The organism is Parapedobacter sp. 2B3, assembly GCF_041925275.1.
GTDB classification, from domain to species: domain Bacteria; phylum Bacteroidota; class Bacteroidia; order Sphingobacteriales; family Sphingobacteriaceae; genus Parapedobacter; species Parapedobacter pyrenivorans_A.
Genome location: NZ_JBHEUZ010000004.1, coordinates 223,563 through 239,046, shown reverse-complemented (window position 1 = coordinate 239,046; position 15,484 = coordinate 223,563). Strand labels below are relative to the sequence as shown.

Annotated in this window: 12 protein-coding genes; 4 read left to right on the top strand and 8 right to left on the bottom strand. The window is 52.1% G+C overall.

Annotation, left to right across the window (positions count from 1 at the left end):
- Window positions 1-22: 22 nt before the first annotated feature.
- The 4 genes from glpK (at window position 23) to ACEVG1_RS06970 (ending at window position 7,162) form a co-directional block, all read left to right on the top strand.
- Entirely contained in the window at window positions 23-1,507 is a 1,485-nt protein-coding gene (gene glpK / locus ACEVG1_RS06985; protein ID WP_374742948.1) for a glycerol kinase GlpK, read from the top strand.
- A gap of 39 nt (window positions 1,508-1,546) precedes the next feature.
- A complete protein-coding gene (locus ACEVG1_RS06980) occupies window positions 1,547-2,287 on the top strand; it encodes an MIP/aquaporin family protein (RefSeq protein WP_374742884.1) in 741 nt (246 codons plus the stop codon).
- A gap of 136 nt (window positions 2,288-2,423) precedes the next feature.
- A complete protein-coding gene (locus ACEVG1_RS06975) occupies window positions 2,424-5,675 on the top strand; it encodes a SusC/RagA family TonB-linked outer membrane protein (RefSeq protein ID WP_374742883.1) in 3,252 nt (1,083 codons plus the stop codon).
- Between the two features lie 29 nt (window positions 5,676-5,704).
- Window positions 5,705-7,162: a SusD/RagB family nutrient-binding outer membrane lipoprotein gene (locus ACEVG1_RS06970; protein WP_374742881.1), complete on the top strand. Its 1,458-nt coding sequence runs from the start codon at window positions 5,705-5,707 to the stop codon at window positions 7,160-7,162.
- A 70-nt stretch (window positions 7,163-7,232) separates the two neighbouring features.
- Here the strand turns inward: ACEVG1_RS06970 and ACEVG1_RS06965 are convergent, their stop codons facing one another.
- The 8 genes from ACEVG1_RS06965 to ACEVG1_RS06930 all read right to left on the bottom strand — a co-directional run bounded on the left by ACEVG1_RS06965 (window position 7,233) and on the right by ACEVG1_RS06930 (window position 15,458).
- Window positions 7,233-8,180: an MBL fold metallo-hydrolase gene (locus ACEVG1_RS06965; RefSeq protein ID WP_374742879.1), complete on the bottom strand. Its 948-nt coding sequence runs from the start codon at window positions 8,178-8,180 to the stop codon at window positions 7,233-7,235.
- Window positions 8,180-8,773, bottom strand: coding sequence for a dephospho-CoA kinase (gene coaE, locus ACEVG1_RS06960; RefSeq protein WP_374742877.1), 594 nt, complete (start codon window positions 8,771-8,773; stop codon window positions 8,180-8,182). The genes ACEVG1_RS06965 and coaE overlap by 1 nt, the downstream gene beginning before the upstream one ends.
- 20 nt (window positions 8,774-8,793) lie before the next feature.
- Entirely contained in the window at window positions 8,794-9,609 is an 816-nt protein-coding gene (locus tag ACEVG1_RS06955; RefSeq protein ID WP_374742875.1) for a hypothetical protein, read from the bottom strand.
- Window positions 9,584-9,823 (bottom strand): hypothetical protein, encoded by a 240-nt coding sequence (locus ACEVG1_RS06950; protein ID WP_374742873.1) that lies wholly within the window; start codon window positions 9,821-9,823, stop codon window positions 9,584-9,586. The genes ACEVG1_RS06955 and ACEVG1_RS06950 overlap by 26 nt, the downstream gene beginning before the upstream one ends.
- Window positions 9,824-9,861: 38 nt before the next feature.
- Window positions 9,862-12,132: an aconitate hydratase gene (locus tag ACEVG1_RS06945; protein ID WP_374742871.1), complete on the bottom strand. Its 2,271-nt coding sequence runs from the start codon at window positions 12,130-12,132 to the stop codon at window positions 9,862-9,864.
- Between the two features lie 176 nt (window positions 12,133-12,308).
- A complete protein-coding gene (gene rpe / locus ACEVG1_RS06940; RefSeq protein WP_374742868.1) occupies window positions 12,309-12,989 on the bottom strand; it encodes a ribulose-phosphate 3-epimerase in 681 nt (226 codons plus the stop codon).
- 532 nt (window positions 12,990-13,521) lie between these two features.
- Window positions 13,522-14,793 (bottom strand): hypothetical protein, encoded by a 1,272-nt coding sequence (locus ACEVG1_RS06935; protein WP_374742866.1) that lies wholly within the window; start codon window positions 14,791-14,793, stop codon window positions 13,522-13,524.
- A complete protein-coding gene (locus ACEVG1_RS06930; RefSeq protein WP_374742864.1) occupies window positions 14,787-15,458 on the bottom strand; it encodes a hypothetical protein in 672 nt (223 codons plus the stop codon). The genes ACEVG1_RS06935 and ACEVG1_RS06930 overlap by 7 nt, the downstream gene beginning before the upstream one ends.
- Between the last annotated feature and the right edge of the window lie 26 nt (window positions 15,459-15,484).

Here is a 15,484-nt window from a genome sequence, read left to right as displayed (position 1 = left end):
AGATTTGTAAAAAACCAATATGATGAGCCAATATATCTTAGCATTAGACCAAGGGACAACCAGTTCGCGCGCCATTATCTTCAACAAAGAAGGGCAGCCAGTCGCGATTGCACAAAAGGAGTTCAAACAATATTATCCCCAATCGGGGTGGGTGGAACACGACGCCCAGGAAATATGGTCGAGCCAGTTATCGGTAGCTACCGAAGCGGTGGCCCAAGCCGGCCTGAAAGCGTCGTCCATTGCAGCCATCGGCATCACCAACCAACGGGAAACCACCGTGATCTGGGAACGGGCGACCGGCCGGCCGATCCACCCGGCCATCGTATGGCAGGACCGGCGCACGGCGGCATACTGCGACGCGCTGAAAGAACAGGGACATGGTGCGACCATCCAGCATAAAACAGGGTTATTGGTCGATGCTTACTTCTCGGCCAGTAAAATCAATTGGTTGCTCGACCATGTTCCCGGTGCCCGTGAGAAAGCGGAACGCGGTGAACTTGCTTTCGGCACCATAGACACCTGGCTGGTATGGAACCTTACCGGTGGCGATAAGCACCTTACCGACGCGACCAATGCCTCACGTACCATGCTGTTCAATATCCATACCCTCACTTGGGACGAAGAGCTGCTCGACCTGTTCGACATACCCCGCAGCTTACTTCCCGACGTGCGGAGCTCGTCTGAGGTGTACGGTGAAACGGCTGCCAATATCCTCGCTGCCCGTATCCCGATTGCCGGCATAGCGGGCGACCAGCAAGCAGCCCTCTTCGGCCAGCTGTGTACCAAGCCCGGCATGGTCAAAAACACCTACGGCACCGGCTGCTTCATGCTGATGAATATCGGCGATAAGCCCGTGCTTTCGAGCAATAACCTCGTGACAACCATCGCCTGGAAACTTGGCGACAAGGTAAGTTATGCCCTGGAAGGAAGCATCTTCATCGGTGGGGCTATCGTGCAGTGGTTGCGCGATGGATTGGGAATTATCCGCCAATCGGCCGACGTAGAGGAGCTGGCGTCTAAAGTGCCCGATACCGACGGAGTTTATCTGGTTCCCGCGTTTGCGGGATTGGGAGCCCCCCACTGGGATCCTTACGCACGGGGTACGATCGTGGGGCTCACCCGGGGCAGCACCGCCGCGCACATCGCCCGGGCGGCGCTTGAAGGGATTGCCTTCCAGACCGTCGATATCTTGCGTGCCATGGAGGCCGATGCCGGAACCGCCATCAAAGAACTCCGTGTAGACGGTGGCGCCACGGCCAACAACCTGCTGCTCCAGTTCCAGTCGGACATCCTACAAGCGAACGTTGTGAGGCCGCGGATTACAGAAACCACCGCCATCGGTGCCGCCTATTTAGCCGGCTTGGCCGTGGGCTTATGGAAGCATCCCGATGAAATCCAAAGCCAATGGCAGATTGATAAGACTTTCGATCCGGACCCGACATATGACGCCGATTCGGCCGTAGGCCGCTGGCACCGCGCCGTGGAAACCGCAAAAACATTTAAATAGTTGTGTAACGACCAATGACTAATGACTAACGACTAACTTATGACACCTTTTATCGCAGAACTCATCGGCACAGCCTTCCTCATCCTACTTGGGGGCGGGGTAGTGGCCAACGTTGTACTCCAAGGCACGAAGGGCCACAATAGTGGCTGGATTGTCATCACCACGGCTTGGGCCCTCGGCGTATTCGTGGGGGTGGTCATTGCCGGACCCTACAGCGGTGCCCACCTCAACCCCGCGGTCACATTGGCCATGTACATCGCCGGAAACATCGACAGTGCGGATGCATTATCTTATGTACTCGCCCAATTGATTGGAGCGATGGGAGGCGCATTTATGGTCTGGCTGCTATACCAAGACCATTTCAGGGCGACAGCTGATGCCGCAGCAAAGCAGGCCGTGTTCTGTACGGCACCGGCCATCCGTAACCTTCCCGTAAACCTCCTCAGCGAGGTGGTGGGCACCTTTGTTCTTCTTTTCACCATCTTCTATTTCACCGATGCGGCGCTCAGCAGTGATTCCGATGCAGCCATCCCAATCGGCTTGGGTTCATTGGGTGCTCTTCCCGTGGCGTTTGTTGTCTGGGTCATCGGCTTGGCCCTAGGCGGTACTACCGGTTATGCCATCAATCCGGCAAGGGACCTCGGTCCGCGTATCGTACATGCTTTGCTGCCCTTGAAAAACAAAGCGCCATTCGACGGCACGTACGCCTGGGTACCTATCATTGGTCCTCTTTTGGGGGCGGCACTGGCAGCTGTCCTATTCTTATGGTTGGGCAATTGAGGTAAAGACAAATCCGACAACATACACAAATCGCTTATAAACTTTATGCTATGGTAATCCACCATTAACAATGACTAAACAATAGAAGGGCATCATTGCACCGTGAAATAACATAGCATAAAAACCCGCTAATGAAATGAAAAAACACTACAATTTATTGTCTGGGCATTGGTGCATCAAACTGTGCCTGCTTATTTTCCCATTGACCACATTGCTTGGGATTGAAAAAACGAAAGCCAATGAAACTCCGCACGACCGTGCTTTACAACAATTGACCGTGCGGGGCATTGTACAGGATGCGGAAGACAACCAGCCACTCAGTGGTGTATCCATCGGATCCAACGGTCGGTCGCTGGTCGCCACCGATGCAGCAGGTCGTTTTGAACTTACCGCCGCATCGGGAACAACCTTAACGTTTTCACTCATCGGCTATGAGACGCAAACCGTCACCATTACAGCATCGGAACGTAATTTGGTCGTTGCGCTTCAATTATCCAGTACGGAAATCTCCGAAGTGGTCGTCACGGCATTGGGTATCGAAAGGGAGGCCAAAGGGTTGGGATATGCAGTGAGCACCGTCAAGGGCGACGACCTCACGGAAGCCATGCCGAGCAGCTGGTCTGATGCCATGAAGGGCAAAGTAGCGGGCTTGAATTTAATACAGGCGGGGTCGGGTCCGTTGAATACGACACGCATAAACCTGCGCGGGGATCGCTCGTTCGACGCCGGCGGCAACGAAGCACTGATCGTGGTTGATGGCATCCCGATGATCAATGGCAAAGCCAGTTCGGGTGTGAACGACGCCTACGGCGCGGGGGTCGTTGGAGGGGACAAAGATATTCCCATCGATTTTGGCAACGGGCTGGGAGATATCAATCCGGACGACATCGAATCCGTAACGGTGCTGAAGGGCGCTGCCGCCACTGCCCTGTACGGAAGCCGTGCTGGAAATGGCGCATTGATCATCACCACGAAAAAAGGCAGCAAACGCACGGGCGGCGTTGGTATCACCATCAATTCGAACAGTAGTATCAACGATATCCTTCGCTGGCCAGACATGCAATATGAATACGGGCAAGGAAACAACAACCGGAATGCAGCCGGCGAGCTATACTATTCTTACCAACTATCGGAAGACGGACCGAACACGGGTTCTACCTCCAGTGCATTTGGCCCCAAGTTCGATGGCCAGGACTATTACCAATATGACCCGACGATTGAAGGGCAATCGACCGAACGATTGCCATGGCGCCCCTATAAGGACAATGTCAAAGGGTTTTTCCGGAACGGCATGACGCTTACGAACAGCGTGGCTTTTGATGGGGCTACCGATAATTTTTCGGCCAGGGCTTCGTTCACCCATACCAAAAATGAATGGATCATGCCCAACACCGGCTTTGAGCGACTGGTAGCGTCGCTCAATACGAGCGCACGGCTGTCTGACAAACTGCAAGTCAATGCAAAGTTTGCCTATACAAACAAACGCAGTGACAACTTGCCCGGCACGGGCTACAACAACCAGTCTATCTCGTATTTCATGATTTTCCAGAACCCCAATATCGACTTGGCTGTATATGAACCGCGTTGGCGTAAGGGACAGGAGCAGATTACCCAAATACATCCATTCAGCTCCTATATCGAAAATCCGTTCCTGATTGCCCATGAGATGACAAATAGCCTGAAAAACACGAACATAGATGGCAATTTACAGGGTATCTATACATTTAGCCCGAAATGGGAGCTCATGGTCCGTTCCGGCCTCAATCTGCGTCAGGACCAACGCGAAAACCGTCGCCCCTGGGACACGGCCAACTTCCCCAAGGGATACTACAAGCAACAAGACGTTTATTTTTTCGAGTCCAACAGCGACTTGTTGCTGACGTATAAAGATGCATTGGGCCAGCAATTCAACATCAACGCCTCGCTCGGCGGGAACATCATGAATAGAGAGGAAAAGAACAACAACGCCGTTGCCCGCGGACTCAACCTACCCGGCATATACAAGTTGAGCAACGCGTTGGACGTTGCGATTGCAAACAACAACATCTATCAAAAGCAGATCCATAGTATCTACGGGCTAGTAAACCTTTCCTGGCAGGATAAGGTCTTCGTAGATATTACCGGAAGGAATGACTGGTCCTCTACCCTGCCCCGCGAAAACTGGTCGTACTTCTACCCTTCTGTCAGTTCCAGCTTTGTGCTAAGCGACATCTTCCAGTTACCTGCCGCCATATCGTTTGCCAAAGCGCGCCTTTCGTGGGCGATGGTGGGTAACGACACCGAACCTTATCGACTGCAGAAATATTATGAATCCATCGACTTCCCCGGATCGGCCAACGCGCCGACGACCCTGCATAATGCCGAATTAAAACCGGAGATCTCTACCTCCTGGGAAGGTGGAGTGGACTTTTCGCTCTTCAAAAACCGCATCAATGCGGATGTAAACCTGTACAACAATATTACGGTCAACCAGGTGTTGCGCGTACCTTTGGATATCACAACGGGCTATAGCTATGCCTATATCAATGGCGGCAAAGTACGGAATCGAGGTATCGAGGTCATGCTAAGCGGGAAACCCATTGCCAATGACAATTTCACGTGGACAAGCACCGTGACGTGGGCCAAAAATGATAATCGCATCCTCGAATTGAGTGCCGACATTGAAAATGAGGAGCAGATCCTGGCGCAGAGCGGGGCCGGAGCGGTCTCTATCATCGCCCGTAAGGGTGGAACCACCGGCGACCTCTATGGGTTTGGCCTTGTGCGCAACGACGATGGACAAGTGGTGTTTAACGAAGGAACAGGCTTGGCCGTTCGACCGTCGGATATACAGAAAATCGGCAATGCGTATGCCGATTGGCGCGGTGGCTTCCAAAATGAATTCCGCTATCGGAATTGGCGGATGAGCGTACTGATCGACGGGCAGTACGGTGGACTGGTATATTCCCAGACCCACCATAAAATGACCGAACAGGGCAAGTTGAGCCACACTCTCCATGGACGCGAAACAATGACCGTCGTGGGCGACGGCGTAGTGCAGCATGCCGATGGCAGTTATTCGCCAAACACGAAGGAAGTACCCATCCAAACCTGGTATGCCGATTATTATCGGAGGGCGAATGTAGAGACCAATAGCTTTGACGCGTCGTTCCTAAAACTAAGGGAGGTCCGGCTGGAGTACACGTTGCCACGAAGCCTAACGACAAAGATAAGGTTAGCTGGAGCGAGCGTGGCCGTTTACGGCAGGGATCTCGCCATGATTTCGGATTTCCCCATGTTTGACCCCGAAACCGCAGCGCTCAACGGCGCATCTATCATGCCCGGTGTGGAAATGGGACAGATGCCCTCCACCCGGACCTGGGGGTTGAACCTCCGATTAACCCTATAATCCATCGAACAGCTGTAAAATCGAATACGATGAAAAAGAAACTATATCAGGTACTTGGAGCGCTTATCATGTTAAGTACCCTCTCATGTACCAAGAACTTCGAAGAACTGAATATCGACCCCAACCGGATTGACAAAGTCACCCCGGGCAGTTTGCTTACGCCCACCATCTATGGCATGAGCACATATTTTACCGTGCGCAGCTACGATTTCACTTGGCAGATCATGCAGGTAGGCTTGCCCAATCCGAGCGTAGCGCTGGGCACCCATCGGTACGACGTGACCGAAACAGCCGGAAATGGCACCTGGAATACCTGCTACCGATGGCTACGGAACATCCGGGAAATGCAGGAAGCCGCGGTGACGTATGACCAACCGATGTACCAGGCCGTCGCTTTCACCTTGCAGGCCTACATCATGGGGATTCTCACCGACAGCTTCGGCGATGTTCCATTCAGTGAGGCCCTCCTCGCCGAAGAGGGCGTTAACCAGCCGAAATTTGACACTCAGGAGGAAATCTATACCCAGCTGATAGCCAATCTCGAAGCGGCGAACACGATCTACTCGGGTACGGGCATCATGGAAGGCGAAGACCTGCTGTATGCAAATGATAAAGCGAAATGGAGAAAGTTCAACAATTCGTTGCTGATGCGCTTGCTGCTAAGGCTTTCCAAGCGCTCTGAGTTCGACAGCTATAACCGGATCAAGCAGATCATCGATAATCCGGACGGCTATCCCATATTCACAAGCAACGCAGAGGCAGCATTGGTGACAATCACCGGCAACCCGCCTTACAATTATGCGTGGGCACGCCGGCAGGATTACGTCAATTTTGAAGCGATGTCCTCGTTCTTCGTTGATTTATTGAACGACCTCAACGACCCCCGGCGCCCGTTGTTCATGACGCAGGCCACCCGGTTGGTAGATGGGACGATACAACAGGTCGGCTATGTCGGTATCCCGAGCGCCCACTCCGGCGATGCCTCCCAATTCAATTACAATCCCAGCACACCCAACGGCAATGTGATGATTTACGATAATATCGGCACGCCGATAAAGGAAGTTATCATGGGTTATGCAGAAGTGGAATTTATCAAAGCCGAGGTAGCGTTGCATTTCGGTGATTTGGAAGCTGCAAAGTCGGCTTATGAACGGGCGGTTACGGCAGCGATTACGCAGTGGAACGGCGGTGCAGTGCCCGCAAACTATTTTGAAAACGAAGCTGCCGCATTCGACGGCACGTTGGAGCAAATCATGACACAAAAATACCTCGGGCTCTTCTTCAACGATTACCAACAGTGGTTCGAGTACCGACGGACGGGGTTCCCCGTTTTACCGACCACGGAATATATGCTACACGATGGCGTGATGCCAACCCGCTTTATGTACCATAATGACGTGCGGCGTTTCAACCCCCAAAATTACCAGACGGCGGCCGAAAGGATCGGTGGCGACGACGTGATGACCAAGGTATGGTGGGAGAAATAGCAAACGCAAGCGATTGAACCGGGCGGACGGGCGGCTTCTAAACTTTGGAAGCCGCCCGTCCTTTTTTATATCAGCCAATTGCCTTGACAGCTATCGAACCGGCAAAATGGCTGGCCAAGTACCTGCCATCGCCGTGCACGGTCCAGATTTCGCGGGGCCTTACGGCAGCGATGTACTGCAAAATATCGTTCCAGTCCACATGGTCGGAAATGTACAGCGATAGGTCATTCCGCCGTTGTAGGCGTTCCCATCCCGATGCAAACATCCGGACAAAGGGGATTGCGCGGTAATAGCTGTTGAACGCGATGGGTGGCACCAGGTATACATGGTGGCCGGCGCTATTCTTCAGTACCCGCCGATCATAGGGTTCGTAGCGCAAATTCGGCACGCCCATTTCGTCATATAGCCGGTGAAACGGCAATATCCCATGGTGTACCCACACGCGCCTATCCGGGCAATACGCATTCAGCAACGCGGTAAGCCGCTGTGCCTTCCCCAACGCGTAGGTGCCAATCATTACGTGGTGGGGTATATCCTTTATCTTCGATATCTCCGCTACGGGGTCGGGATGCGATACCTGCGGATTGGCAAATGTGCTTTCCGTAATCAACACATCGGCTTCCACGGTCTCCAACGGTTCGCAGGTATCATCCACCTGCCGTTTATAATCGCCCGTAAACAAATAAGTAACCCCCTGGTGCACCATCACCACTTGGGCCGACCCCAACATGTGGCCGGCAGGGATGAAACGGAGGGTAACGCCACCAATGGAAAAAGGCTGATGAAAAAGCAGCTCGACAAAATTGCGGGCAGCCTGCCGGCGATACCGATACTGCATGAAACGTGCCGTGGGCGCCGTACAATATACAGTGTCCTGATCGCGGCTTGCATGGTCGGCGTGGGCATGGGTTACCACCGCGCGGTGCACGGGTAGCATCGGATCGATGAAGAAATCGCCATACTTGCAATAGTACCCCTCTGCACGCTGAACAAGGAAATCCGGTAAGATAACGCCCATTATAGTTGCTTTGAGCGAAAAAGGCGGTCAAGTTCCAGCACCTGCGGCAGTATCGCCTGCACGCCATCGTTCACGATGGTGAAATCGGCGCGCCGTGCCTTTTCCTCGTCCGGCCATTGCCGTTGCATACGCGCCCGTACCTGCTCGGGGCTGATCCCATCCCGCTTCACCACCCGTGCCAACCGTATCGCCTCGGGGGCGGTCACCAAAACGGTATAGTCGTTCAACTTAAACGAGCCGCTTTCGAACAGCAAGGCTGCTTCCTTAATGGTATAGGGAGCATCTTGGCTATCGGCCCACTCTTCACCGGCCCGTATGGCTACGGGGTGTACCAACCCATTCAATATTTGCAGGCGCGGTGCATCGTTGAACACCTGATCGGCCAGGTATCCGCGGTTTACCGTGCCGTCGTTGTGATAGGCCCCATCGCCAAATTCGGCACGTATCGCGGCAACAAGGCCCGCATCGGTAGCCATGAGCCGCTTTGCTTCGCTATCCGCATCAAAAACAGGTATCCCCAACGTTTGGAATATCCTGCAAACGATGGACTTTCCGCTACCGATCCCGCCGGTAACTCCTACTTTTACTGGCATCCGTACTCCCATTAAAACCGTTATTTGCGAACAAAAAAATCGACATTCTGTGGTTCCACCTTCACCAACTTGCAATAATCCGGAAGCTGTGTAACGATGACCGGCAGGTTCTTGACGCCATTCTCTACCCAATCATCCATGTTTACCACCGCCTCGAACGTACCCGCAGTCACCTTGGCGAAATCTTTCAAGGAAACCATCACGGTAAGCCGTACCTTGCCGGGAAGCAGCTTCACCGAACTGAACTGCCTGCCATTTTCGACTTTCAGCGGTACATCCAGCGTCTTCTCGGTGACTTCCCCCACTGGGATGTCCACCGTCACGGATGTAGGGTATACGCTGATATTGGCACGCTGGTTATGTTTCAGCTGGACAACCGTATGGAGGTCGCCGTTGACGCTGGCTGCGCGGATGGTATCGGTTTCCCATTGTTCAATTTGCACAACATCGTCAAGCGGACCGGTTATCGTCACATATTCGGGCGATATACGCAGTTTATCAATAATATCATATTGCTTCTGGAATTGAAGGCGATGTAACGCCCTTACCGGCACTTTACGCTCCGTCTGTTTCGAAAAATCAAAATACAGTGTATCCGGCGATACGGAAATCACCTGCTTATTGGCCGGGAACTGCCGGTTAATGAACCCCAATTGGTTGGCAAACACCACCCAATTGCGGCTGCGGAGGCCGCTCAGATCCACCTGTATTGTTTCGGTTGCCGATTGGAAGGTCGAAAACAGCAGCTGCCAGCCATTGGCTTCCAACCGTACACTTACCGTATCCGATTGCAGCGGGTGGAAGGCCCGGTTATCCGGTGCATTTACGTACTGCATACCCGCTTTGACGGTATATACGTAATTGCTGGATAAGGCAAAAAGCGCCCAGGCCAAAAAGGAAAAGATAACGCACTTCGCAAAAATGCTCAGTTTGCGCCGTTGTGTTTTGTTTAAATTCAACATCGGCATGCCAAACAACAAACTTAACAAAAGTTGCCCTCATTCGCAATAAAACCCACATGATGGCATTAAAAAAGCCGTTCCGGGTCATTCCGGAAACGGCTTTTGCTTAGTTTAGTTAGCTCTTGCTTACGCCGTGGCCTGACCCTGGCGAATGATGTTCAGTGCACCGCCCGCCTTAAACCAGCCAATCTGCTGGGCGTTATAACTGTGGTTCACCTGGATGTGGTCAACGGTACCGTCTGCATGGCGCGCCACTAGCGTCAGTGGCATATCCGGTGCAAAGGCCGTCAATCCGACGACATCAAACGTATCATCCTCTTGGATCTTGTCGTAATCTGCTTTGTCGGCAAATGTCAAGGCCAGCATCCCCTGCTTCTTCAGGTTGGTCTCGTGGATACGCGCAAACGATTTGACCAGCACCGCACGGACGCCGAGGTGGCGGGGTTCCATGGCAGCATGCTCGCGCGATGAACCTTCACCGTAATTTTCATCGCCAACCACAATCGTGCCTATTCCCGCAGCTTTATAGCTTCGTTGGGTCGCTGGCACGGCACCGTATTCGCCGGTCAACTGGTTCTTTACCGAATCCGTCTGCTCATTGAAAAAGTTAACCGCACCGATAAGCAGGTTATTGGATATGTTGTCGAGGTGGCCACGGTATTTAAGCCAGGGGCCCGCCATGGATATGTGGTCGGTGGTACACTTACCTTTCGCTTTGATGAGTAGTTTCAAGCCCGTAAGATCGGTCCCTTCCCATGCCGCAAACGGATCGAGCAATTGCAAACGGTCGGAAGTTGGCGAAACCGCCACGACCACATCGCTTCCATCCGCTGCAGGGGCCTGGTAGCCCGCATCCTCCACATCAAATCCTTTCTGCGGGAGCTCATCACCTACCGGCGGATCCAACTTCACGGCCTCTCCCCGATTATTGACCAGGGTGTCGGTAATCGGGTTGAACGACAGGTCGCCCGAAATCGCAATGGCGGCCACCAATTCGGGTGACGCCACGAATGCATACGTATTGGGATTTCCATCGGCCCGTTTCGCAAAATTACGGTTGAATGAGTGCACGATGGTATTTTTCTCGGCCTTTTCCGCACCCACGCGGGCCCACATACCGATACACGGCCCGCAGGCATTGGTGAATATCGTGGCATCCAGGTCGGTAAATGTATCTAGCAGGCCGTCCCGCTCGGCGGTATACCGTACCTGTTCCGAACCCGGGTTGATACCAAATTCGGCTTTTGTGGCCAATCCTTTGTCTACTGCCTGTTTGGCAATGGAAGCTGCACGCGAAAGGTCCTCGTATGAGGAGTTGGTGCAAGACCCGATGAGCCCCCACTCCACTTTCAATGGCCAGCCATTTTTTGCGGCCTCTTCTTTCATCTTCGATACCGGCGTTGCCAGGTCCGGTGTAAATGGGCCATTCAGGTGGGGTTCCAAATCAGACAGGTTGATCTCGATCACCTGATCGAAATAGCGTTCCGGATCGGCATATACTTCGGGATCTGCGGTAAGGTGCTCCTTCACGGCATTAGCGGCATCCGCCACGTCTGCGCGGTTGGTTGCCCGCAAGTAACGTTCCATCGACTCGTCGTAACCGAAGGTTGATGTAGTGGCACCGATTTCCGCGCCCATATTGCAGATAGTCCCTTTACCAGTACACGACATCGACTGGGCACCTTCGCCGAAGTACTCCACGATGCACCCCGTACCGCCCTTCACGGTAAGGATACCGGCTACCTTTAGGATAACGTCCTTAGGTGCGGTCCAACCGTTGAGCTTACCGGTCAACTTTACGCCAATGAGTTTGGGGAACTTGAGCTCCCACGGCAATCCCGCCATTACGTCGCAGGCATCCGCACCGCCCACGCCGATGGCGAGCATACCCAAGCCGCCCGCATTAACGGTGTGCGAATCGGTACCGATCATCATGCCACCGGGGAATGCGTAGTTTTCAAGCACCACTTGGTGGATGATGCCCGCACCGGGCTTCCAGAAGCCGATGCCGTATTTGTTGGATACCGATGCAAGGAAATCAAACACCTCCCTGCTTTCCGTAGTAGCTACCGCCAAATCTTTCTCAGCGCCTTCTTTGGCACGGATCAAGTGATCGCAATGCACTGTAGACGGTACGGCTACCCGTGGACGACCAGCCTGCATGAACTGCAACAAGGCCATCTGGGCTGTAGCATCCTGCATGGCCACCCGATCGGGCGCAAAATCCACATACGAAGCGCCGCGCTCATACGCTTGTACAGCGTTCCCATCCCATAGGTGGGTGTATAAAATCTTCTCGGTCAATGTCAAAGGCCTATCTACCACCTTACGGGCGGCGGCAATCCGCTCCCCGTACTGGGCGTAGACCTTTTTAATCATGTCAATATCAAATGCCATCTATCGTATAAAAAACAGTTATTAAAGAAACGCAAGAAATCAATAACGGATGATCAGGCACCCTAATTCCTTAATTGCTGCGAATTTACGAAAAAAAGATCGCTTTGGGAGGGTTGGCAGTACGGCCAATTAATTTGGAAATGTTCTAAACTGCAGGACGTCACGATGGCATGCCGTCATGCCGAAATCAAATCCGGCGTGATCCGTTTCAGCTCGGAAATGGCATGTGCAGGGTTCTTATCGGAAAAAATGGAATTTCCTGCCACCAGCACATCGGCACCTGCCTTGAGTAGGGCCAATGCGTTATGATTGCTTATGCCACCATCTATCTCAATGAGCAAGCTATCATTCCGACCTGCCGCCATCGCCCGCAATTCCCGTATTTTCCGGTAAGTTGATTCGATGAAATTCTGGCCACCGAAGCCGGGGTTGACCGACATAAGCAAGATCATATCCACATCTTCCACGATTTCATGCAGTTGCGATACCGGCGTGGCGGGATTGATGGCAACGCCCGCGGTACACCCCAGCTCCTGGATAGATTGTACCGTGCGGTTCAGGTGGGTGCATGCTTCGGCATGTACCGTGATGTTATCGGCCCCCATCGCATGGAATTGTTCGATGTACCGATCGGGATCCACGATCATGAGGTGCACATCGAGCGGCTTTTTGGCGTAATGCGCAATGGAAGCGAGTACGGGGAACCCAAACGAAATATTGGGCACGAACACTCCATCCATGATATCTATGTGAAACCAATCCGCCTCACTTTGGTTAACCATCGCGATGTCATCATAGAGATGGGCGAAGTCTGCGGATAATACGGAAGGTGCTACGAGGTGTTTACGTTTGGGCATTGCGCTTTTTTTGACAAAGATAGCGAATGTTGGCCACGATTTTATAGTGAGTTGCTTGCTTTTAACCTGAGTTCGATTATTCTTTGTCGGCTCAGAAATCCAATAAACAGCGATAGGCAAGGGGCGTCTTTGTGCAGGCTTATCGGGATAAGTCAAGCGAAGGCAAAGCCGCATAGCATGTTTATTGGGTTAGCTTTGTCGGTCTTTCACTTTGAAACCGCTATCTTCTTCCTGAAAACTCCTCGAAATAGCCCGCTATTCCGTCGTCGTTCTCAGTTGAATATGCCCCTTTCAAGGCATTCTGAGCAACAAATAATAAGCGAACTCAGTTTTTAGTTAACTAACTTCCCGAGAATGTTCTTAGCTTTCGTGGTGTTTCGATGGTAACGGTACCGTCCTTTTCGAGTTTTACAAAGATTCTGATCTTGGAATTCATCCTCGCCGTCCGTTAATGACCTGATTAATAACCGAATCAATCAAAGAAACGAAATAGATTTCTGGCATCCAAAAAACAATCCCTTTTTATTGCCCCTCATCGATTGGTCACGTTAAAACTACCGGTTCCTATCAGCGGTCGTAAATCAGACTCCACCAATCCCTGCGCCACGATCTCGAACTCGCCGGTCACATCCGATGTGAAAAAGCTGAACATGGCCGTACCATCCGCGTCCGTATACACATTGGGGTTCCAGTAAACAGTGGAGCGCATGTCAAGCTCGGCGGTGGGATAGGTTTCATAATCCGGCAACGGGAACTCTTCCGGGATGGTGATGTTCTTGATGTAGTTGATATCGCGGTAACGGCCGCAGCCGAGGCAGATGATGGTTTTAGGTTCGTCGTAAGGATTATAACCCCATGTATATGTTTTCCCCTTTACTATCATCGATTCTGCCATGTAAGATAGATCTCTCATTTTTAAATATTCCGCATGAATGCGATCCTCGTATTGTGCGCACTTGGTGTTTCTCAATGTTCTTGATATCGCTTTTTCCTTCCGGCCTACCACTACTTCGTCTAATAAATTCATTGCATTGAAATCAAATCCTGGAGCCACTGGGAGCGTTGCGATTGCGAAACTATGTAAAATCTCAGGTATGTAAAGCTGCTTACCTCTTACCACCGTACGATCAAAGCCGATGTCAGGATTCTCCCAGTCAACCAAATACTCATATTTCCAACCTGATGACGTTGGAATTTTGAGTTCCCATTCCTGTCCTCTTCGTGACAACAACAAACTGTCCGGCACAAAGAAACTTTGGCTCTTACGATCCACTTCGATAGTCATCGTCTTAACTATTCGACGTACGCTGTTCTTTTCAACCTTGAATCCTTGAAAAGACCGTAGCTCTATTTTTCTAACTGTTGACGGCACAATCCCAACAACCCCGTCCGCGTTCGATAAGTGCGCGGATAATCCGCTAGGTGGATAAACCATGCCACTTCTCCGTCGGCTCCGCGGCCATTCATTACTTAACAACAAACGGTCTAAAATAGTTGCCGACCTGGCAGAAATCAGCCAATCGCTAACGGACTTTGCAAATGGTCCATAATACCGTTGCTGCAAGATGTTACGGAAAACGAGGCTGTCTTTTCGGTTCTTCTCGCTCGCCGCCACGGAAAAGTTGGCCACCACGGGATTCCCCGATGCATCCGTTGCACTAAGGCTAACGGTCACTCTCTGGTGCGTCCCGTATTGCTGTCGATCGGTTGTTATCTTAACCTGATAGGTTTCGTCGGTCCTATTCAGGAATAGCCGCTCAGCCAGTGGAGCTCCGTCCCTGTCGAATACCGCCAAGCTCAGCACATCCTTTGCAACACGTGGTCTGACCCACGCACATCCTGTACGGGGACGGGAAGTACCGCTTCGCCGATGACGTCAACGCCTACCTTGCGCTGCTGACTACCCTGAACGTGGTAACCGATCACCGCTTTATGCCGGTCATTGAAAGTAATCGTCCCCGGGAAAAAAACCTTGGCATGCACATAAAGCGTATCCTTATCAGACCGATCAGCAAGCAGATGCAAATCGGTGTGGATGACAGTAGGCTCATTCCGCAACACCGTTATCGGTGTACGATAAAAATGTACAGGTCTTTCATCGCTGTCTACAATATTGGTATAGGCCATTAGTACGTAGGCGCCGTCAGCCAATGTGTCGGGCAATGTGAGACTCCCTGAACAGATATCATTATCGATCAGATAGTCTTTATGAAGTTGCACATACCCATCATCTTCGCGGACCAACGCCACGGAGAGGATATCTGCTTTTAAACCATCGTCGTTGGACTGGGTTTCCAGAACATAACCTACAAACCAAATCGTTTCTGTTGGCACGTACTGCACCTTATCTGTGGAGATGTAAAGTAATAGCCGGCCATGCGGCTCATCTTGAATCCTATTTTTCGCTGGTTGCGAAAGCAGATTGGCCCAAGAAAGCAAACCGGCAACTATCATGAAGACCAATCTCATCGGAGTCCTATTAGTTATCGCGCGAC

What these genes read in the sequence shown, in the direction of transcription:
- glpK (WP_374742948.1), top strand. Translation starts at nt 23, where the DNA reads ATGAGCCAATATATCTTAGCATTAGACCAAGGGACAACCAGTTCGCGC.
- ACEVG1_RS06980 (WP_374742884.1), top strand. Translation starts at nt 1,547, where the DNA reads ATGACACCTTTTATCGCAGAACTCATCGGCACAGCCTTCCTCATCCTA.
- ACEVG1_RS06975 (WP_374742883.1), top strand. Translation starts at nt 2,424, where the DNA reads ATGAAAAAACACTACAATTTATTGTCTGGGCATTGGTGCATCAAACTG.
- ACEVG1_RS06970 (WP_374742881.1), top strand. Translation starts at nt 5,705, where the DNA reads ATGAAAAAGAAACTATATCAGGTACTTGGAGCGCTTATCATGTTAAGT.
- ACEVG1_RS06965 (WP_374742879.1), bottom strand. Translation starts at nt 8,180, where the DNA reads ATGGGCGTTATCTTACCGGATTTCCTTGTTCAGCGTGCAGAGGGGTAC.
- coaE (WP_374742877.1), bottom strand. Translation starts at nt 8,773, where the DNA reads ATGCCAGTAAAAGTAGGAGTTACCGGCGGGATCGGTAGCGGAAAGTCC.
- ACEVG1_RS06955 (WP_374742875.1), bottom strand. Translation starts at nt 9,609, where the DNA reads ATGCAGTACGTAAATGCACCGGATAACCGGGCCTTCCACCCGCTGCAA.
- ACEVG1_RS06950 (WP_374742873.1), bottom strand. Translation starts at nt 9,823, where the DNA reads ATGACCCGGAACGGCTTTTTTAATGCCATCATGTGGGTTTTATTGCGA.
- ACEVG1_RS06945 (WP_374742871.1), bottom strand. Translation starts at nt 12,132, where the DNA reads ATGGCATTTGATATTGACATGATTAAAAAGGTCTACGCCCAGTACGGG.
- rpe (WP_374742868.1), bottom strand. Translation starts at nt 12,989, where the DNA reads ATGCCCAAACGTAAACACCTCGTAGCACCTTCCGTATTATCCGCAGAC.
- ACEVG1_RS06930 (WP_374742864.1), bottom strand. Translation starts at nt 15,458, where the DNA reads ATGAGATTGGTCTTCATGATAGTTGCCGGTTTGCTTTCTTGGGCCAAT.